We start from the raw sequence: 20,194 nt of genomic DNA, 5'->3' as shown, positions 1-20,194 counted from the left end.
TTGCGCCCTTCGAAGGTCAATCTGGCATTCTTATGGCTGTTCACTCGGAAGGTCCCTCTGGTGACTGAAGCGTGGTAACTCCAGTCTCCCAGACCCTTCCGGGTGAACAACCTATTGAGACATGACAGCTAGTGCTGCAGCAAACAGTATTGCGGTTGAGGATTGGCGTGCGCGTAACGCTGCCGTGCTCGGCGAGATTGAAACCCGTTGGCAAAGGTTACTTGAACAGAAGGCCGGGGGCAGCGTCAGTCGGCGTGAGGCGCTAGATGCTTGGTCTAAAGAGCTCTACGAAAGCACCAAGAAAGATTTCTACATCCAATTGAGAAGGGGTGGCGAAGACGTGTATCGAGCCCGGTGTGAAGGTTTCCCTCGTTACCTGCATACGGCCCAACGCATGCAACTTGGAGTCGCGTTTTCTGACACCCTTCGACGTATTCGTCAAGCGCCAAAGTGAAGTTAGCTGTGTGGCACACGAGCGTCTGCATTCTGGCGGCGCGAATGTCTCTGATGGGCCCTCAGCGGACTTTGGCGCCGCTCAAGACCGGACGCTCGCGGGCCTCTGCAGTCCAGTGGCCTTGCAGCCTTTTGGACCGCTGACCATGGGCGGCCATGTGTAGCTGGCGAAGACAACATCCGCCGGCTAATGGCTTAGCGTGTGCGCGAAGAGTTGGCAGATGCGCTGCTCTTCCCGCTGCAGCTGTCGTTGTTGAGTGATGTGAACTTGGACGAGGCGGTACGCTCTACGCCCGCGGTCAATGGGCAGAAGGATCCTAAGGGGGATTCCACGCCCAAGCGATAGACGTCAAGATTGGCGCAAAAACATCTCAAGGGAGGCATTCATTGTCGTACTTTCAAGATAACGCATCTCGATTTGTACTGCGCGAGGGGACTGGCCCAAACACGGGCCTGCGGCGAGGTCAGGTTGGAGCGCTTTATGCTCTGGCGGCGCACCTTATCGAACGACAGGAACCAGGCATCCTTTCGCTGCCAACGGGCTACGGAAAGACCGCCGTCCTCACCGCTGCCTGCTTTTTGGCCAGATGCCGGCGAGTTTTGGTGGTCACGCCAACCAACGCGCTGCGCACGCAAACTGCCAAGGCATTTCGCAGCCTTGAGACGCTCAGGAAGCTGACGGCGCTGCCCTCTGAAGCTGAGCTACCGGGCCCGGCCGTAGAAGTTGTCGAGGACCGCATCAACTCAATTGAAGATTGGCGGCGCCTCGAGGCCTTCGACGTGGTGGTCTGCACACCGTACTCCGCCAGCCCGGAGATTGCCGGAGTGCCCGTGCCACCCGACGACCTGTTTGACCTCGTGCTGATGGATGAGGGCCACCACTCGCCAGCCCGTACTTGGTCCGAGTTCATTCGAGCCACACCGAATGCTCGTCACGTACTGCTCTCGGCCACCCCGTTTCGACGTGACCGACGCCAGCTCCCAGGTCGGCTGGTCTTCTACTACCCCTTGCGAAGAGCCGTTGAAGAGAGTGCCTTTGGCAAGGTCAGTTTCGTCCCGGTCGTCGTAGCTCCTGAGGCGCTGCCAGAGGCGAAAGATGCTGCGCTTGTCGCTCGCGCGGTGGAGGTTTTCCGCCGTGACCAGGCGCTTGGCCTGCAGCACCGAATCCTGGCCCGCACCGAGCGCGTGGTGGATGCGGAGCGCCTCGCCACGGCCTACGTCGCGGCGGGTCTTCGCGTAGAGGCTGTCTCAAGCCGAAAGTCTAAGCAGCAGGTAGAGGAGACCGAGCGCAAGCTGCAAGACGGGGAGCTTGATGGCGTCGTCTGCGTGGACATGTTCGGAGAGGGCTACGACTTTCCGAAGTTCAAGATCGCGGTCCTGCATAGCGCCCACAAGACGCTCGTACCCACACTTCAATTCATCGGACGGTTTGCTCGTACCAACGACCAAAACACAGGCGCCGCTACCTTCCTTGCGGTGCCCCGTGAAGTTGACTCCGAGAGTTCCGAGCTCTACCGTGAAGGTGTCGACTGGGATGTTCTCCTTGCCGACGTGGTGGGGGTGCGCCAGCAACTTGCTATTCGGGAGCGAGAAGCTCTTCAGGCCTTTGCGCAGGCCGGACACCCTTCAGCCGACTACGAAGCTGTCAACCCAGGTGCTTTCCGTCTCTCACAGCACATAGCTGCTTACCGGACCGGTCAGCCGCCCGACTTCGACGAGTCGCCCGAGGCCTTGAAGGCGCTACAGGTGACGAATGCTTGGAAGAGCGACGATGGCACGACTTACCTGCTGCTGACCAAGTTGGTGCGCTCGCCGGTCTGGTACCGCGACGACCATCTCATCGACGCGTCGCACGAGTGCTTCTTGCTGAAGTATTTCCCTGCCTCGCAGCTGCTGTTTATCACTGCCACTGAAAGGTCCGAGCGTTACTACGCAGAGCTCATCGAGTTCTTCTTTGACGGCAGCGCCATACCGCTGGCGTTCGAGCAGCTGCGCAAGGTCCTCAATGGTATGAGCGACCAGGAGTTCTACAGCGTCGGCATACGAAGCACTTCACCCACCGCCACCGCAGAGTCCTACCGCATCGTTGCGGGCAGCAACGCTGACCGAGGAGTGCGCGACACGGACGCCGCGAACTTCACCCAGGGCCACTTCATGGGCCGCGGCCAAGTCAATGGTGCGGCTGAGGTGATCGGGGCAAGCGCAGGCGGCCGAGTATGGTCTAACGGCAAGCTATCGATTCCAGAGATCATTGACTGGATGGATGCCCTCCATGGCCGCATCACTGCAAACCAGGTCAACATCGGGCGTTCGGGTCTTGACTTGTTGTCGTTTGGTGAATCCCTTCAGCGCTTGCCTGCAACAACCTGCATGACGGACTGGGGCAAAGATGCGTACCGTGACAACCCGCAGGTCTTGATTGGCGATGGCGGTGAAGCCGTCTCGACCTGCGTGCTTGACCTCGAAGTCAGCAACATTGCGGTTGCTGGTGATGGCTTGTCCTTGCAGTTCCGTGTCGGGGATGGTGTCCGCCATCGGCGTGTGCGGTACCGGCTTGCCCAAAGCCCGCACTATGCATTGCTCGACGATGAGCCGCGCTTTCGCGTCAACTCTTCAGAGGGGCAGTACGAGTCCTTGGAGGAGTGGCTTGAAGACAACTCGCTCACCTTCTTCACCAAAGAGCTCGACTCGTTCACCCGCAGCACGCTGACTCGACGCCGGCAAGGAGCCGGACTGCGGCCAGAGAGCATCGTGGTGCACGACTGGGCAGGCTGCGACATAGACGTCGAGTTCGACAACCGCAACCCCGCGCGACCGACCGTCCAGAAGTTCTTGCAGGACCATCTTGTCGCCAATGCAGGCGCAGCCTTCGTCTTGTACGACCACCGATCAGGAGAGGCGGCCGACTTTATTGTTGCCAAGGAGCTACCTGGACAGCGCTTATCTATCTCGCTGTATCACTGCAAGGGCGCTGGTGGGCCGGTGTCGGGCGAGCGGGTTGACGACGTCTACGAGCTCGCGGGCCAGTCTGCCAAGTCAGGAAAGTTCCAGCGCAAAGAGCTTCTGCTGCGCCACGTCGAAAGGCGCACGTTGGCCCGGCCACGGGGCGGTGTGTCGCCGTTCATTGTTGGCAATCGGAATGATGCGCTTGAGCTGCTTAAAGCCTACGACCCAATCGCTTATCAGCTCAACGTCTATGCCGTTCAGCCTGGGTTGGCATCGCAAGGCATTGTGGAGAATGTTCGCACTGTCATGGCCGCAGCCAACGACAGCTTGACTGCACAGGGTGTCGAGCTGCGCTGGATGGTAAGCAATCCTTAGGCAAGTGGCCCGACCCTTTGGCCCCAGGCACAAGACGGACGAAGTCAATCGCGAGGTCCATCGCTGGCTGATCTCCGTCCAGCGTCTCCTCCCGCACTGCGGTCTTGCGTCCGCTCTCGGGCGTTACCCGTGATGTCAGCTTCTGGCCGGAACCGGCCGGTCGAGAGGATAGCCGGAAGGACGGCTACCGCTGCAAAGCCGCCGCTGAAGACGGGAGGCGTGGACACCGGCCCCGATGTCCCGCCCGAATACCAAGCACGGGTCTTTGACCGCTTCTTTCGTATGCCAGGCGGCAACACAGACGGCAGCAGGTTGGCGGCGCGGCTTGAGCAGGAAGCTACTGCTGGCGCCACGCTCGGCGAGATCAAGAGCCGCCGTGCCGGCGGACCTGCCCAGCCGGGCATTTGACAGAGCGCAAATCGCGTTCCTGAAGGACGCGCACGATGGCGACATCCCTTCTTCGTCGATGGGATGCGTCCGTTCCGCCTTGAGCGCCGACGCGGCGAGACGCTCGTGCCGTCGGCGCATGCGAGAGGCGCAACCATGTCGACCCTACCCCGATCCATCCTCGTCCACCTCGACAGCTCGCCGCACGGCGCCGCGCGGCTGAGACTCGCGGCGGAGCTCGCGCGGGCCTTCGATGCGCACTGCCATGCGCTCCCGTGCATCCTCAGCGCGTACGAGCGCTACCCCTACGCCATGGATTTCACCGGTGCGGCGCTGTCGTCGCTCCAGACCCTGGATCGGGAGGCGCTCGACCGGGCACGGACGACCTTCGACACCGTGGCCGCTGACACGGACCGCATCGGCTGGCTGTCACCGCGCGGCAGCACGCCCTGGGCCTTCGCGCAGTGCGCGCTGTTCCACGACCTGGTGGTGCTGGGTCAGCGCGATCCGTCCGATCCGCAGGTGGACGAGGTTTCCGCCGGCTTCGTCAGCGCCGTGATGATCGCGAGCGGCAAGCCCACGCTGATGGTGCCGTGGGCGGGCCGCTTCGACATCCTGGGCCGGCGCGTGCTGGTGGCCTGGCGGCCGACGCGGGAGTGCGCCAGGGCCGTCTCAGCGGCCATCCCTTGGATGCGGCTTGCGCGGGGCGTCGACCTGGTGTCGTATTCGGACGCGGCCCTGCAGGAACTGGCGCCGTTGAAGGAGTACCTGCAACAGCACGGCATCGACGCCGTGGTCCATGACGGCGGGCGCGAGCACGGCGACGCGCCCGAGCGCCTGCTTTCGCTCGCCGCCGATCTGGGCTCCGGGCTGCTGGTCATGGGTTGCTGGGGCCACAGTCGCGTTCACGAGTGGGCGACGGGCGGCATGACGCGGAGCGTGCTGGCATCGATGACCCTGCCGGTGTTGATGGTGCACTGACGGGCGACTCACGCCGGGCGTAGGCGCCGGCTCCGTGCAGCCTGCGTCTACCCTCGCGGCAGCGCGCTCAGGCGTGCCGACAGCGCCTTGGCCTGCCGTGCCGTGGCGGCCTTGCCCGTGATCGCCACCGCCGGCGCATGCGCGAGCATGCCCTCGAACACGGCGCGCACTTCATGGGCGCCGATGTCCTCGATCAGCGCCAGGGCCTCGTCCATGGGCATCACCGTGCCGGTGGCCAGCAGCTCTTCCACCGCCTGCTCCATCGTGCCGTAGGTGCGTTCGGCGGTGCGCACGCGCGACACGGTCAGCTGGTTGCGGGCGCGCTCCAGGTGCACGGGATCGACGGCCGTCGCATGCGCGCGCAGCAGGTCGCCGGTGGCCGTGACCAGCGCGTCCAGCTTGTCCGGCGTGGTCACCGCACTGACCACGAAGTTGGCCCAGATGTCGCCCTTGTCGATGCTGGCGTCCACGGTGTAGGCCAGACCCAGCTTCTCGCGGATGGTGTCCGACAGCGGGGACGACATGCCGTTGCCCAGCAGGTTGGCGGCCAGCTGGGCCGTGAGGCGCCAGCGTGTCTGCGCCACCGCATGCGTGTCCGACGGCGCGATGGGATAGGCGATGTTCACGAACACCTGCGACACCTGGGTGAAGCGCCGCGCCAGGGCCTGGCCGACGTAGGCGGCAGGCGCAGGCGCCTGCGTCGCTGGTGCAGCGGGTGAGGCCGGCATGGCGCCGAAGAGTTCTTCCGCCAGCGCCAGCCAGCCTTCGACGTCGAAGTGGCCGGCGGCCGCCACGACAGCATTGCCGCCCACATAGTGCGCCTGCACATGGCGCACGAGATCGTCACGGCGGAAACCTTCGATGTTCTCCAGCGTACCGATCACCGGCATGCCCATCGGGGCATCGCCCCAGATGGCGCGGTCAAGCAGGTCGTCGGCGCTGTCCTGGGGGTCCTCGTCGTACTCGATGGCCTCCTGCCGGATCACCTCCAGCTCGCGCTGCAGTTCGTCTTCGGGAAAGGTGCTGTTGAGCACGATGTCCGCCGTCATGCGAAGCAGGTCGTTCGCATGCCGACCCAGGCCGGTCATGAAGTAGGCGGTGCTGTCCTTGCCGGTGAAGGCGTTGACGTCGGCCCCCAGGCGCTCGGCGTCGAGGTTGATGGCCTGCACCGAGCGCGTGGCCGTGCCCTTGAAGGCCATGTGCTCCAGCACATGGCTGATGCCGTTGGTGGCCGGCGTCTCGTCGCGCGAGCCGACGCGCAGGAAGACGCCAACGCTGGCGCTTTGCACCTGCGGCATGGGCACGGCGAGCAAACGCACGCCATTGGGCAACGTGCGGACGAGGGCGGCCGAAGGCGAATGGGAGATCGACGCCATCGCTCAGCGGCCCCGCGCCTGCAGCGGCTGCACGCAGATGCCGTACAGCGCCAGCAGGCCGACCATGTGGCCGACGGAGACGCCCGGCTCGCCGGATTCGATGCGGCCGATGGTCTGCACGTGCACGCCCAGGCGCGCAGCCGCGGCGGCCTGGCCTTCGCCGGCGGCCAGCCGGGCCGCCTTGGCCGCGGCGCCGAGGGTCTGGATGGTGTGGAGGGCGTCGTCGCCGATGTCGGTGGAAATGCGCTTGCCTTGGGCCATCGGGGCATTGTCGCTGGCAGCCCGGCGTGGGGCTGCGCCACGTCGGCCCCATCACGCCCGCATCGCGCTGTCAAGGCCATGAGTATGGCTGTCGAGCCCTGTGCCGCCACTTCCATACTGCCCGCCAGACAGACCAAGCGGGGCATGACAAGGGTGATGGATGCGGATTCGGCACAACGCAGCCTGCCACGCATGAGGCGTGCGAGGGCATGGCAGGCCGGCGCGTGGTGTGTCGGCACGCTGGCCGTCGGCGCCTGGATGCCCTCGCAGGCGCAACCCCTGCCTGGCGCACAGGCACCCGTTCCGCCGCGCCTCGAAAGTGTGGTCATCCTGGGCCGCTCGGGTGTTCCGGCGGAGCGGCTGCAGGCCGCCGTGGCGGACCTGCAGGGGAAGCCGATGGACGAGGCCCTGCTGGAACGTGTGCGTTTGACGGTGGCCGCAGCCCACGATGCGGCAGGACTGCGGCTGGTCAGCGTGGACCGCCCCGTGGCACAGGGTGGCGTGCTGCTGGTCCGGGTGCATGCTTTGCGGGTCGCGCGCATCGCCGTGCTGGCCGACGACGGGACGACGGACGGGGCCGCCGCGGGTCTGGAGGCTGTACACGCGGCGCTGCCCGCGCTGCGCGAAGGCGAGAGCCCCAATCTGGACGTGCTGGACCAGCAGCTGCGACTCGCCAATCTGCAGCCGCACCGGCGCTGGGCGCTGGACTTCCGGCCGGTCGACGCGCCTGCGGCGCCCGCTGCGCCGCCCGCGCCCACGCAGCCCTTCGACAGCCAGCCGGGTCAGACCATCGCCTCCGCGCAGGACACGCCGCGCACGCAACCGCCGCCGGGGCGTCCGCGGCTGGCGCCCCGCGATGTCCCGCCGCCACTGGAGGCACGCGTGCGGGTCGAGGGCGACGGCGCGTTCTACGGCCGTGCGCTGCTGGACAACGCCGGCCAGGAAGCCACCGGCCGCGAGCGGCTGCGCATGCAGCTCGGCCATGGCGATCTGTTCGGCGCGGGTCGGTCGCTGGACCTCACGGCCATGACTTCGCTGCGCCAGCCCTCGCGCCAACACCAGTTCGCGCTGCGCTACCAGCAGCCGCTGCCGACATGGAGCAGCCTGGTGTCGGTGGAACTGCAGTCCTCGCGCAGCCGGCCCGGGCGCGTGAACGACTACTTCGACGTGGCCGGCAACAGCGACGGCGGCGTGCTGGCGCTGCGCCGGCTGCTGCCGCGCGTGGCCGGGCTGGAGCCCTATGCCGAGGTGGCGCTGGAGTATGCGGTGCATGAGGACGTGATCGATTTCTCGGGCACCAACCTCGGCGGCAAGGTGGGCATGGCACCGCTGGCATTCGCGCTGGGTGCCACCTGGCAGAGCGGGCCCTGGCGCGCATTCGGGCAGGTGCAGTGGCGGCACAACACCGGCTGGGGCGCCCATTCCTCGGCGGCCGACTATGCCCGTGCCCGCGCCCAGGCGCCGGTCCACTGGAACAGCCTGCAACTCGCGGCCGAGTTGCGTCGCGCGCAGGGCGCCGGGCAGGAATGGGTGCTGCGCGCGCAAGGCCAATGGAGCGACGACGCGCTGGTGCCGGCCCAGCAGATGCGCACCGGCGGCGCCACCCTGGTCCGCGGACTGGAGGAAAGCGAGCTGTCCGGCGACCGGGGCCTGGCGCTGGCCACCGAGTACTGGTGGCCGCTCAGCGCCGGCCATCGCTGGGGCCTGATGCTGGATGCCGCCGCCCTGCATCGCCAGGCGCCGCAGGCGGGCGAGGCCCGCTCGGCCAGCGCCGTGACGGCGGGGCTCGGCTGGCAATGGCAGCCCAACGCGGCCCGCGGCCCGCGCCTGTCGGCCGCCCTGGGCCAGGTGCTGCGCGAGCGCCATCTGCCCGTGAGCCGGCGCGGCGACCGGCGGCTGCACCTGCAGCTCGACTGGCCCTTCTGATGTGTGCGGCATGGGCTTGCGCCCGCAAAGGCTTCCGATGAAACCCAACACCTGCTCCGCGCGCCGCCCGCTTCGGCCGATGCGACCGCTGCGTCTCGCACCGCTGGCCCTGGCCGCGCTGCTCGCCTGCGCCCCGTCGGCCCGCGCCCAGTTGCCGCTCAATGCCCAGCTGGTCAACGGCTCGGCCGTGATCAACCAGTTCAGCAACGGGCTGCAGATCATCAACAGCCCGGGCGCCATCCTGAACTGGGACAGCTTTTCCATCGGCGCCAACCGCACCGTGCGCTTCGACCAGCAGACGGCGCTCAGCGCCGTGCTCAACCGCGTCACGGGCACCGCCTTCAGCGACATCCAGGGCACGCTGCAGTCCAACGGCCGGGTGTTCCTCATCAACCCCAACGGCATCGTCTTCGGTGCCGGTGCGCGGGTGGATGTGGCCGGGCTCGTGACTTCCACGCTGGCACTGCGCGACGAGGACTTCCTGGCCGGCAACTACCGCTTCGCCTGCGCCAACGCCATCGCATGCGAGTCCGGCGTGGACGTGCTGAATCCGAATGCCAACCGCATCCTGCTGCAGGATGGCGCGCAGATCACCACCCGCACGGCCGGCGAAGGCGGCCAGGTGTGGCTCATCGCGCGCGAACGCATCGTCAGCGAAAAGGGCAGCCGCATCGAGGCCCCCAGCGGCCAGGTGATCGCCGCTGCGGCGCGCGAGGTCAGCATCGCCAGCCCGCAGCTGGGACAGATGACATTCACGCTCACCGGGCCCGTGGGCAGCCGCATCGACCTGGCCGGAGAGATCGAGGCGCCACGGGGGGCGGCCGGCTTCTTTGCGGACACCGTCCGGCTGGCCGGGCCGGTGAGGGCGTTGTCCGATCCTCGGGCGGCGGGGCAGATCGTGGCGCGCGCCGCCAGCGAACTTCGCGTGGAAGGCGATGCGCGGCTGGACGTGTCGGGCACGCCCGGTGCCGATGCGGGCGCGATCCGGCTCTCGGCCGGCCAGACCGTGCGCCTGGCCCCGTCGGTGGACGTGGCGGCCGATGGTGGTACTGCCGTGGCGGGCCAACCCCTGGCCACCGGCGGGCTGATCGACATCGAGGCAGCGCAGGTGCTCCTGCCACCGGCGACGCGAGTCGTGCACGCACGCGGCCATTCCGCGGAGGGCCCCGACCTGAGGCAGTACGGCCGCGTCGACGTGCGCGAAACGGGCGAATTCACCTACGAACGATCCAGCCTCGTCGAGTTGACCGGCACCGGGCAGTCCACCAACACGGCAGGACCGGTCGGCAACGGCGGCTTCCAGTGGCAGAGCAGCGATTCGGCGGACAAGCACACGCTGGTCGATGTGGCGCAGGCCGGCGACGGCCAGTACGTCGTGCTCACCGTGCAGCGCCTGGAAAGCGGCGTCAGCACGTCGACCACCGCGGCCGACGAAACGCATACCGAGTCGCAGAGCCGATCCGTCTTCGAGACCTATACCCTGCGCCGCATCGACGCCACGGGCCGGGTGGTGCAGACACTCGCGGTGGGCACCCAGACCCGGTCGGGCACCGACACGGCACCGCCGACGGAATACAGCGTGAAGGGCCTGAGCCAGGGCGGGTGGGTGATCGTCGAGCGCGGCGGCAGCGACCGGATGCGCTTCCTCGACGCCAGTGGACGTGAAGCCGCCACGGTGGCACTGGCCTCCGGCAGCGTGGTGCAGGTGCTGGCCAGTGGCGGTGTCCTGGTCGACACGGGGGATGCCGCGACACGGCAGGTGTACGGCGCGGACGGTCGGCGGGTGACCAACGCCGCGGCAGTCCTGGCGGCCGAGCCGCCGACGGTCGCCGTGGCGCCGGGACGGCCGGAGCTGCAGTTCAGCGTGCAGCCCGGACTGGACGAACGTCGGGGCTGGCGCATGGGCGCCGACGGCACCACCGTCGAATACGTGGACCGCACCACGGGCGAAGTCGAGCGCAGCGTGCCGATGGCGGACCTGCGCGGACTGACGAATGGCGTCGGTGTCGATGCCATCGCCTATCCGACGCTGACGCTGCGGGGGTCGCCGGTTCAAAGCAGTGCCGCCAGCGGAGGACGATCCGAGTTCAGCGAAACCACCAGCGGCGCGCTGCTGGACGGCCAGGTTTTCTTCCGGCTGCCCGACAGCAGCAGCCGCAGGGTCTCCGAGCGCACCTCGGCGTCCACCGAGGCGATGCGCTACGACGAGAGCCTGGCCGGCGTCCGGGCCGTCGGCTTCGGCCGCCAGGTGCTGACCGTGAGCACCCTGGCTCAGCAGGGCCAGCGCGAAGGCCTGAATTCCAGCTCGACCGAGGCCCGCACGCTGGCGGTCAGCGAGTTGCGCCGGGTGCTGGTCCAAACGCCCGAGGCGCTGGCCACGGTGACTGCCTCGGCAGCCACGCCGCCGCAGCTGGCGACCGCCCCTGGCCAGTCGAATGGGGTGAGGGAGGTCCCGCCCCCCGCGCCACCGCCGCCATCGCCTCCGCCTCCGCCTCCGGGCCCTGGCCCTGGCCCTGGCCCTGGCCCTGGCCCGGCTCCGCAGCCGCCATCTCCAGCGCCACCGCCGTCTGCGCCTTCACCTACGCCGGCGCCAGCGCCTGCGGCAGCGCCCACCGCGCCCCCGGTACCGGCCGCGCCCGCGCCGGGCGTTGCGCTGGTCCCAGAGCCCCGGCCCAGCGATCTGCCACCGCCGCCGCGCCCCCTGTTCGAGCCGGGGCCGCCGGCACCATCGAGCATGCCGGGCGTGCCGGCTTCTGTGGTGCGCGACGACAGCGGGGACGGTGGGCTGGCCGAGTGGACGCAGGCGGCGGAGGACGTGGTGCGCGAGACCCTGGGCGAGCGTGGACTGAAGCGCTTCCGCGAGGCCGAGTCGCGCCGCGAGCAGGACGGGGTGCTCGCCGAGGCTGGCTATGCCCAGGCCGTGGGCCCCGAGCTGTACCAGGCCACCGAGTACATGGGGCCGCACATGCGCCAGGCACTGTTCAAGGGGCTCGGCACGCTGCAGGGCCTGGGCTACGGCGAGGGCGAGAGCGACCCCTTCTGGGAAGGCCTGCAGCGCGCGTTGACCGTCAAGAAGTCCAGCACCAATCCCGACGGCACACCCGGTGTCGCACGCACGCCGCTGGAGGTGCCGCTGGGCATCCTGGCCGCCGAGCTGGAACAGGCCGAGATGCCTGCCGAGCGCGACGCCGTCCGGGCCCGGATCCTGCGCGAGATGGTGATCGCCGGCCGCGAGGAAGCCGGCGAGACCGTGGACGACACCGAGGATGTGGTGATCTACGAAGGCGAGAAGGGCGGCACGCGCGTCGTCATCACGCCCGAGGGCGAGGTGCGGCAGACGCAGTGACGCGTTCCGTCGCGGGACTGGCCGCCGCGCCGGGCGCGGCCGCAGGTCCCGATGCGGCGGCCGGCAGCCGCAGCCGGACCAGGGTGCCGGGGCCCGGCCGCCGGGGCGCGACCGCCAGATCCACGCCGGCCTGCCGTGCACGCTGCGCCATCGATGCCAGCCCGTTGCCGCGTCCCTCGCCCAGGCCGCAGCCGTCGTCCTCCAGGCGCAGCGCGATCGCCGTCGGTTCCGCCTCGGCATGCACGACGAGCGTGGTGGCGCGGGCGTGCTGCAGCACGTTGGAGATGGCCTCGAGCAGGATGTACTGCAGGTGCCGCATGGCGGCTTCGGTGGCGCCCGCCCAGGGCGGCAGCATGGGGACCGACCATTCCAGCTGCAGGCCGGCGTCCTCGATGCGCCCTTGCAGGCGAAAGCGCAGGCTGGCCAGCAGGGCATTGACGTCGCCCAACGGCAGGTTCAGCGCGTCGATGGACAGGCGCAGCTGGTCCAGCGAATCGCGCAGCGTCTGCATGACCTGCGCCCGGGATGCCTGGCCGCCTTCGATCTGACGCATCGCCGTCACCAGGTGGGCCCCGGCGCCGTCATGCATGTCGCGAAGGATGCGCTGGCGCTCCGCGGCCACCGACCGCTCCACTTCCAGGCTCTGCAGCCGCGCGTGCTGCACGGCCAGCTCGCGCTCGCGCTCGGCCAGACGCGATTGCAGCGACTGCTGGAAGCGGTCGACCTGCCGGCGTGCCTGCTGGAACCGCGTCCCGGCGATGCACAGCACGGCGATGTCCACGAACATCGCAGCCAGGACGGTCCAGCCCAGTGCTTCGTAGCCCGCTCCCAGGATCCGCGCCAGCAGGACGTCGCGCACCAGGCTGGCCCAGCCGATGAGCAGCATGGCCAGCATCCACAGGCGCGCGCTGTCGGGTCGGACGCCTGCGCGCCAGAGCGTCCAGCCCAGGTGCAGCGCCAGGGCCAGCCAGGCGGTCACGAGCGCGACCATCCACGCGGTCACGGCATTGGCGGCCACAAGGGGCGGCAACCACCATCCGGATGCCGCGACCATCGGGCCGGCCGCGAACAGCGCCCACGCGAGGCGCGACTCCACGCGGGGCCGCCGCTCCCAGACGCTGCGCACCAGCAGGTAGGTGATCAGGCATCCGAGCCAGAAGATCAGCAGCGTGATGCGGAACCACAAGTGCCAGTCGAAGCGGTCGCTTTCCCAGGTCAGCGTGGCGATGCGCAGGCTCCACAGCAGCACGCAGCCGGCCGCCAGCAGGTACAGGCGTTCGCGTTGCTGCAGCCACAGCATCAGCGCGAAGGCGGCGATCATGGCCGACAGCAGCGACACCGCGCGCGGCAGGGTGACGCGGCGCCATTCCTGGGCGTCCCACGCCACGCGCATGGTGTGCTCCGGTCCGACCTGGACCACGCCGATGCCGGCGCGCCGGCTGCTGTCGGCGCGGATGACGATCTCCAGTTCGTTGTCCGCCCGCAGTTGTGCGACGGGCAGCAGGATCAGCACGGGCCGCTTGTTGGACCAGCCGTCGTTGATGCGGTCGATGCGGCCGGCGGCGCCCACCACCGCGCCATTGAGCCGCACACGGTAGGCATTGCCGATGCGCCCGATCATCAGGGCCATCGACTCGGCGCCAGCGGGCATGTCGGACTGGAAGCGCAGACGCAGCACGGCCCAGCCGGCCTGGCGGGGGCGCAGGACGTCCCAATGCAACGGCAGTCGAACTGGCAGGGCCTGTTCGGTGCCACCGCGCGCCAGACGGATGTCCACCACGCCCGTGTCCAGCGTCTGCACGCCGGCTGCATGGGCCCACGGCGATGCGGCGACGCCGGTCAGCACCAGCAGCAGCCACAGCGCCAGCGATGACAACGGCGCCCGGCCCACGGCTCGCCTCAGCGCCCGCCCAGCAGGCCCATGCGGCCTGCCTCGAAAACGGCTTCACCGCGCGAATGCACCGCGAGCTTGGCATAGAGGTTCTTGATGTGGCCCTGCACCGTGTGCTTGGTGATGCCCTGCAGCCGGGCGATCTCCGCATAGGAATAGCCGCGGGCGATCAGGTCCAGCACCTCGGCCTCGCGCGGCGTCAGGCCGGGGCTGCCACCCTGCTCCGCGGCCGGTGCTTCGTCCGCCGGACGCCGCATCCGCAGCAGGAGCTTGCGCGCGATCATCGGCGAGATGGGCGAGGCACCCTGCTTGATCTCCACGAGGGTGCGGGCCACGTCGGCCGGGGTGGAGTCCTTCTGGATGTAGCCGACGGCGCCGGCCTCGACGCAGGCGAGCACCGTGTCCTCGTCGCCGAAGACGGAGATGACGAGCACGTCGCACCCCGGCTGGCTGCGCGCCACCTCGCGCAGGAGCGACAGCGCATTGCCGTCCGGCAGTGCCAGGTCCGTCAGCAGGATGTCGGCCTGGCCCGCATCCCGGAACCAGGCCTGCGCGTCGGCCAGCAGGCCGAACTCGCCGGCCAGCGCCAGATCGGGATGCGCCCGAACGCAGTCGGCGAAGAAGCGTCGGATGTCTGCATCGTCCTCGAGGAGGACGACGCGCCAGCGCGAGGTCGGCGAAGGGGGCGGATTGGGCATGGGCAGGCCCGAGCTTAGCGTCAGGCTTGCAGGTGGAACCCCCATGGACATGGGGGCACCCTGCGTCCGGTCGGCCATCCTCGCTGGCGGCGAGGGGTACTTGGGCACCGCTCCCACGCACCGGCCCGATTGGAAGGTTTCGCCAACGCCCCCGACCGATCCAGCCATTGGGTGCGGCGCCGGCGCTGCCTACGCTCGGGCCGTCTGAACGAACCCGCCCCGAGCGTCCGCACCGTGTACCTCACCCAAGGCCTGCATCGCGCCCTGCAGAGACATCCCGAGAAGATTGCCCTTACCCACGTCGGTGACGGCTTCGTGCGGCAGCACCGCTTTGCGCAACTGCTGGACGACGTCGCGCACCATGCTGCGGCCTTGCGCGGGCGCGGCGTGGCGGCCGGCGATCGCGTGGCCCTGCTGGCGCCCAACGACGACCTGCTGGTGCGCGCCCTCCATGCCTGCTGGTGGCTGGGGGCCGTGGCCTGTCCGCTCAACGTGCGCTGGTCGGCGGCCGAGGTGGCCCACGCGGTGGCCGACAGCGGCGCGCGGCTGCTGCTGGTGGGCGACGGCCTGGCGTCCGCGATGCCGGACGGCCTCGATGTGCCGGTGCTGCGCCTGGCGGCGCTGGCGGACGAAGCCGCCACCTGCCCGCCGGTGCCCGACACCCGCACCGGCGGCGATGCGGTGGCCTGCCTGCTCTACACCGGCGGCACCACCGGGCGCGCCAAGGGCGTGGTGCTCAGCCATGCGAACTTCTGGACGGCGTCGATGACGCGCGGTGCGGAGCTCAACAACGCGCCGGAGTCGGTGTCGTTGCTGGTGGCGCCGCTCTTCCACGTGGCGGGCCTGGGCCGCCTGGTGGGCCAGACGCTGGTCAGCGGCAGCGCCATCACCATGGCCCAGTTCCGGCCGGCCGATGTGCTCGCGGCCATCGAGCGCCACGGCATCACCGACGTGATCCTGGTGCCGACCATGCTGCAGGCCCTGCTGGACGAGCCGGGCTTCGCGCCCCGGCGCGTGCGCAGCCTGGACCGCATCGCCTTCGGTGCGGCGCCCATGCCGCCCGACCTGCTCGACCGGGCCCTGCTGGCCTGGCCGCATGCCGAGTTCTTCCAGGCCTATGGCCTGACCGAGACGGCCGGCGCGGTGTGCATCAACCTGCCGGTCAACCACCGCTCGGCCGAGGCGCGTGCCGCGGGCCGCCTGCAGTCCGTGGGCCGCGCCGGGCTGGGCGCCGAGATCGAGATCGTCGACGAAGGCGGCCAGCCTGTGCCCCGTGGCACCGTGGGCGAGATCGTGGTGCGCGGACCCATGGTCACGCGCGGCTATTGGCGCAACGACGAGGCCACCGCGGCGGCCTTCCGTGACGGCTGGTTCCGCACGGGCGATGCGGGCTGCATGGACGCCGAGGGTTACCTGCGCATCGTCGACCGCATCAAGGACATGATCATCACGGGCGGCGAGAACGTGTACTGCGCCGAGGTGGAAGGCGCCCTGCGCAGCCATCCGTCCGTGGCCCAGGCGGCCGTGATCGGACTGCCCGATGCCCATTGGGGCGAGCACGTGCATGCGGTGGTTGTCGCCCGGCCGGGCACCGAAGCACCGACGCTCGATGCACTGCGCGACTGGTGCCGCGAGCGGCTGGCCGGCTACAAGTGCCCGCGAAGCCTGACGGTGCTGCCGCAACTGCCGCTGTCGGCCGCCGGCAAGGTGCTCAAGAACGTGCTGCGCGAGCAGGCGCGCGCCGCCTCATGAGCGCCGCGCCGCAGGCCCCCGTTGCCGGTCCGCGCCCGGTGACGGGCGACGATCCGCGCCAGCTCTTTGCCAGGGTGCCCTTCTGCGCGCTGCTGCAGATGCGGCGCGAGCACTCGGCGGGCGGCCGCGCACGCATGAGCCTGGACGCCCGCGAAGAGCTGGGCAATGTCATCGGCGCCGTGCATGGCGGCGTGGTGTCCACGCTGCTGGACGTGGCCATGGCCAGCGCGGCCGTCTCGCAGGTGGACTTCGCGCGCACCGCCGTCACGCTCAACCTGAGTACCAGCTTCCTGGAGCCGGGCCACGGCACGCTCACCGCCGATGCGCAGGTGGTGGCCACCGATGGCCAGGTGGTCTGGTGCCGCGCCGTCGCCACCGATGCCGGGGGCCGCACGGTGGCGCGGGCGCATGGCAGCTTCCGCTACCTGCCGCTTCCACGCTGACCGCGCACTGCCTGCCGACCCCACCACAACGAAGGAGACACGACCCATGACCACCGTCATCGCCTCGCCGCGCCGCCGGCGCCTCGTCGCCGGCCTGGCCGCACTGAGTGCCGTCCCGATGGCCTTCACGGCCCGGGCCAATGCGCCCTACCCCAGCCGCCCCATCCAGCTGGTGCTGCCCTTCCCGCCAGGCGGCTCCTTCGACCCCGTGATCCGCGCGCTGGCCGAGGCCGCCTCGCGCGAGCTCGGCCAGCCCGTGGTGCTCATGCACCATCCGGGCGCCGGCGGCGTGACGGGCACGGCCAACGTGGCGCTGATGAACGAGGCCGACGGCTACACCATCGCCGTGATCCACAACTCCGTGATCCGCGCCCCGCTGGTGCAGCGGGTGAACTGGGATCCGCTCAAGGACTTCAGCTACCTGGGCAACCTGTTCGGCCTGACCACCGGCGTGTGCGTGGCGGCCGATGCGCCCTGGAAGCGCTTCGACGAGCTCATGGCCGACGCCAAGGCGCGGCCCGGCAAGATCAGCTGGGGCAACGTGGGCGCCATCAGCATCAACCGCATCACGGCCGAGCGCCTGGCTCGCTCGGCGGGCACCTCCTTCAACATGGTGCCCTACAAGGGCGGCGGCGAAGCCTTCCAGGCGCTGATCGGACGCCACCTGGACGTGTACTCCGATCCCGGCTTCGGTGCCCAGGTGCAGGGCGGGCGCGTGCGCCTGCTGGCCACCTTCACCGCGCAGCGGCTGCCCAACCATCCGGACGTGCCCACGCTGCGCGAGCTGGGCCACGACTTCGTGATCGAGTCGCCCGTCGGCCTGGTCGCGCCCAAGCGGCTGCCTGCGCCCATGGTGCAGCGGCTGCACGAGGCCTTCCGCGCGGCTTCCGCCTCGCCGGCCTACCTGCGCCAGCTCGACCTGTACGACATGGTGCCGCAGCCGAGTTCGCCCGAGGCCCATGCCGCCTTCGCCCGCGAGCAGTTCGCGCGCGACCAGAAGATGCTGGCCGAGATCGGCTTCAAGCCCGAGTAGCGCAGCCCGCTGCCCACGCCCTTCCACAGGACCTTTGCCATGACTGCATCCCCCGCCGCTCCCGTGTTCGACTTCTCCGGCCGCCATGTCTTCGTGGCCGGCGGCTCTTCCGGCATCAACTTCGGCATCGCGCAGGGCTTTGCGCGGGCCGGTGCGCGCATCGCGCTCATCAGCCGCTCGGCCGACAAGGTGGCCACTGCCGTGTCGCAGCTCGAAGCCAAAGGCGCCGAGGCCTTCGGCCAGGCGGCCGACGTGCGCCAGCCCGAGGCCGTGCAGGCCGCGCTGGAAGCCGCGGCCGCCCGCTTCGGGCCCATCGACGTGCTGGTGTCCGGCGCGGCCGGCAACTTCCTGGCCAGCGTGCTGGACATGTCGCCCAATGCCTTCCGCACGGTGGTGGACATCGACCTGCTGGGCAGCTTCCATGTGGCCCGGCTGGCCCATGCGCACCTGCGACAGCCGGGGGCATGCGTGATCCAGATCTCCGCCAGCCAGGCTTTCACGCCCACGCCCTTCCAGGCGCATGTGTGCGCGGCCAAGGCGGGCGTGGACATGCTGACCCAGGTGCTGGCCATGGAGTGGGGCCCGCAGGGCATCCGCGTCAATTCCATCGTGCCCGGGCCCATCGCCGACACCGAAGGCCTGCGCCGCCTGGCGCCCACCGACGACACGCTGGCCGCCATGGCCCGGCGCGTGCCGCTGCGCCGGCTGGGGCAGACGCAGGACATCGCCCGCATGGCCATGCTGCTGGCCAGCGACTGGGGCAGCTATGTGACCGGCGCCATCATCCCGGTGGACGGCGGCCTGGCGCTGACCGGCCCGCGCGACTTCAGCGCCGCTGCCGCGGCCAGCCGCCGATGAGCGCCGGTGCCGGCAGCGACGTGGAGGCTTGCGCGGCAGGCGACGACGCCCTGCGCAGCACCGTGCTGCTGCATGCCGCCCTGGCCCGCGCGGCCCGCAGCCGGCTGGACGATGTTCGCCGCCCGCTGGCGGCCATCGACATGCAGCTGATGTTCAGCGGCGTGCCGGGGGATTCGCCACAGGCCCAGGCCCAGGCGACCGGTGGCGGACGGTCGGTGTGCTTCTGCGAGGCCGAGTTGCGCGATGCGCAGGGGCGGACCGTGGCGCGGGGCATGGCGACCTTCCGCTATGCGGCGGTGGGGGCGTCGAAATAGGGCGGAGAGCTGGGGCGGCTTTTGACCGAAGGGGGCCGATGGATGCGCCCCCTCTCCCCACCCCCTCTTCCGCGAGGGGAGAGAGGCTCTGGCTGCGGCGCGATGCGGCCCGCCTTGAGCCGTCCACCGCAGTCGAGGCTTCTTCAGTTCAACCGGATCTGCGCGTCCCGGATGATGGCCGCATAGGCCGCCGCATCGCTGCGCAGCACGGCGGCGAACTCGGCCGGCGTGTCGCCGGCGGGCACCAGGCCCAGCGCCTCGATCTTCTCGCGCACGTCCGGCAGCGCCAGGATGCGCAGCGACTCGGCCGAGAACTTCTGCACCACCGGCTGCGGCGTGCCCGCCGGCAGCAGCATGCCGAACCAGCCCAGCGGCTCGAAGCCGGTGAGGCCCTGCTCCTTGAAGGTGGGCACATCGGGCAGCCAGCTCACACGCTGCGTGCCGGTGATGCCCAGCAGCTTGAACTTGGGCAGGTGCGGCCGTGACGAGCCCGCGTCCACGAACGCGGCCGACAGCTGCCCGCCCATCATCGCGTTGACCAGCGGGGCGCCGCCCTGGTAGGGCACGTGCACCATGTCCAGGCCGCCCTGCAGGTTCAGCAGCGAGCCCTGGATGTGCGACGAACTGCCCGCCCCGTAGGAGCCGTAGCTGTACTTGCCCGGCTGCGCCTTCACCAGCTCCACGAACTCGCGCACGTTCGAGGCCGGCGTGCTGCGCGGCACGGCCAGGATGCTGGGGCTCAGGGCCACGCGCGTGACCGGCACGAAGTCCTTGAGCGGGTCATAGGGCAGGTTCATGAGCGGGATCTGCTGCACCAGCGCCACGATGCTGAAGAGCACGGTGTGGCCGTCGGGCGCGGCGCGCGCCACCAGCTGTGTGCCCAGGGTGCCGCTGGCACCGGGGCGGTTGTCGACCACCACCGGCACCTTCCAGGCCTCACCCAGCTTCTGCGCCACCAGGCGCGCGAGCACGTCGGTGGCGCCGCCGGCCGGATAGGGCACGACCATGCGGATGGGCCGGTTGGGATCGGGATAGGCGGGCGAGGCCTCGGCCGCGGCCGGCAGCGAGCCGGCGAGGCCCAGCGCTCCCGTGGTGCCGGCGAGGGCCAGCCCGAGCAGCGAACGGCGTGCAATGTGCATCATGGTGTGTCTCCT

At 69.7% G+C, this 20,194-nt stretch carries 15 protein-coding genes; 10 read left to right on the top strand and 5 right to left on the bottom strand.

From position 1 onward, the window contains the following. Window positions 1–840: 840 nt before the first annotated feature. The 3 genes from KBC94_RS16610 (at window position 841) to KBC94_RS16600 (ending at window position 5,142) form a co-directional block, all read left to right on the top strand. Complete coding sequence (locus KBC94_RS16610; protein ID WP_294372408.1) at window positions 841–3,774, top strand: DEAD/DEAH box helicase family protein; 2,934 nt, start codon at window positions 841–843, stop codon at window positions 3,772–3,774. 219 nt (window positions 3,775–3,993) lie between these two features. Continuing rightward, window positions 3,994–4,182 carry a hypothetical protein gene (locus KBC94_RS16605; protein ID WP_294372404.1) on the top strand — a complete coding sequence of 63 codons (189 nt, stop codon included), beginning with the start codon at window positions 3,994–3,996 and terminating at the stop codon, window positions 4,180–4,182. A 63-nt stretch (window positions 4,183–4,245) separates the two neighbouring features. Further along, window positions 4,246–5,142 (top strand): universal stress protein, encoded by an 897-nt coding sequence (locus tag KBC94_RS16600; protein ID WP_294372401.1) that lies wholly within the window; start codon window positions 4,246–4,248, stop codon window positions 5,140–5,142. A 47-nt stretch (window positions 5,143–5,189) separates the two neighbouring features. Here KBC94_RS16600 and KBC94_RS16595 read toward each other — a convergent pair whose 3' ends face one another. Both KBC94_RS16595 and KBC94_RS16590 read right to left on the bottom strand, forming a co-directional pair. Next, window positions 5,190–6,518 carry a pitrilysin family protein gene (locus tag KBC94_RS16595; RefSeq protein WP_294372399.1) on the bottom strand — a complete coding sequence of 443 codons (1,329 nt, stop codon included), beginning with the start codon at window positions 6,516–6,518 and terminating at the stop codon, window positions 5,190–5,192. 3 nt (window positions 6,519–6,521) lie between these two features. Next, window positions 6,522–6,779 carry a helix-turn-helix transcriptional regulator gene (locus KBC94_RS16590; protein WP_294372396.1) on the bottom strand — a complete coding sequence of 86 codons (258 nt, stop codon included), beginning with the start codon at window positions 6,777–6,779 and terminating at the stop codon, window positions 6,522–6,524. A gap of 192 nt (window positions 6,780–6,971) precedes the next feature. Here KBC94_RS16590 and KBC94_RS16585 point away from each other — a divergent pair, with 192 nt between their 5' ends. Beyond that, window positions 6,972–8,705 carry a ShlB/FhaC/HecB family hemolysin secretion/activation protein gene (locus KBC94_RS16585; protein WP_294372392.1) on the top strand — a complete coding sequence of 578 codons (1,734 nt, stop codon included), beginning with the start codon at window positions 6,972–6,974 and terminating at the stop codon, window positions 8,703–8,705. Window positions 8,706–8,784: 79 nt separating this feature from the next. Further along, on the top strand, window positions 8,785–12,051 hold the full coding sequence (locus KBC94_RS16580) for a filamentous hemagglutinin N-terminal domain-containing protein (RefSeq protein WP_294372390.1): 3,267 nt from the start codon (window positions 8,785–8,787) through the stop codon (window positions 12,049–12,051). Here the strand turns inward: KBC94_RS16580 and KBC94_RS16575 are convergent. Together KBC94_RS16575 and KBC94_RS16570 are read right to left on the bottom strand one after the other, a co-directional pair. Next, the gene (locus tag KBC94_RS16575; RefSeq protein ID WP_294372387.1) at window positions 12,017–13,942 is read right to left on the bottom strand and encodes an ATP-binding protein; all 1,926 of its coding nucleotides are present in this window, start codon (window positions 13,940–13,942) and stop codon (window positions 12,017–12,019) included. The two genes, KBC94_RS16580 and KBC94_RS16575, sit on opposite strands and share 35 nt — an antisense overlap. A gap of 8 nt (window positions 13,943–13,950) precedes the next feature. Further along, the gene (locus KBC94_RS16570) at window positions 13,951–14,640 is read right to left on the bottom strand and encodes a response regulator transcription factor (protein WP_294372384.1); all 690 of its coding nucleotides are present in this window, start codon (window positions 14,638–14,640) and stop codon (window positions 13,951–13,953) included. Between the two features lie 234 nt (window positions 14,641–14,874). Here KBC94_RS16570 and KBC94_RS16565 point away from each other — a divergent pair, with 234 nt between their 5' ends. From KBC94_RS16565 to KBC94_RS16545, 5 genes are read left to right on the top strand one after another with little or no spacing between them, the layout of a single operon-like run. Then, window positions 14,875–16,392: an AMP-binding protein gene (locus tag KBC94_RS16565; RefSeq protein WP_294372382.1), complete on the top strand. Its 1,518-nt coding sequence runs from the start codon at window positions 14,875–14,877 to the stop codon at window positions 16,390–16,392. Next, window positions 16,389–16,835, top strand: a complete 447-nt coding sequence (locus KBC94_RS16560) for a PaaI family thioesterase (protein WP_294372381.1) — start codon at window positions 16,389–16,391, stop codon at window positions 16,833–16,835. Before KBC94_RS16565 ends, KBC94_RS16560 begins: the two co-directional genes overlap by 4 nt. A gap of 46 nt (window positions 16,836–16,881) precedes the next feature. Continuing rightward, on the top strand, window positions 16,882–17,868 hold the full coding sequence (locus KBC94_RS16555; RefSeq protein ID WP_294372379.1) for a tripartite tricarboxylate transporter substrate binding protein: 987 nt from the start codon (window positions 16,882–16,884) through the stop codon (window positions 17,866–17,868). Between the two features lie 39 nt (window positions 17,869–17,907). Continuing rightward, a complete protein-coding gene (locus KBC94_RS16550; RefSeq protein WP_294372376.1) occupies window positions 17,908–18,726 on the top strand; it encodes an SDR family oxidoreductase in 819 nt (272 codons plus the stop codon). Further along, window positions 18,723–19,040: a hypothetical protein gene (locus KBC94_RS16545; protein ID WP_294372373.1), complete on the top strand. Its 318-nt coding sequence runs from the start codon at window positions 18,723–18,725 to the stop codon at window positions 19,038–19,040. Before KBC94_RS16550 ends, KBC94_RS16545 begins: the two co-directional genes overlap by 4 nt. 143 nt (window positions 19,041–19,183) lie before the next feature. Here the strand turns inward: KBC94_RS16545 and KBC94_RS16540 are convergent, their stop codons facing one another. Beyond that, entirely contained in the window at window positions 19,184–20,182 is a 999-nt protein-coding gene (locus KBC94_RS16540; RefSeq protein ID WP_366934724.1) for a tripartite tricarboxylate transporter substrate binding protein, read from the bottom strand. Window positions 20,183–20,194: the final 12 nt, after the last annotated feature.

Source organism: Pseudacidovorax sp., assembly GCF_017991995.1.
Taxonomy (GTDB): domain Bacteria; phylum Pseudomonadota; class Gammaproteobacteria; order Burkholderiales; family Burkholderiaceae_C; genus Xenophilus.
Note: the sequence above shows the minus strand (reverse complement) of the source record. Positions and strands in the feature narration are given on the sequence as shown.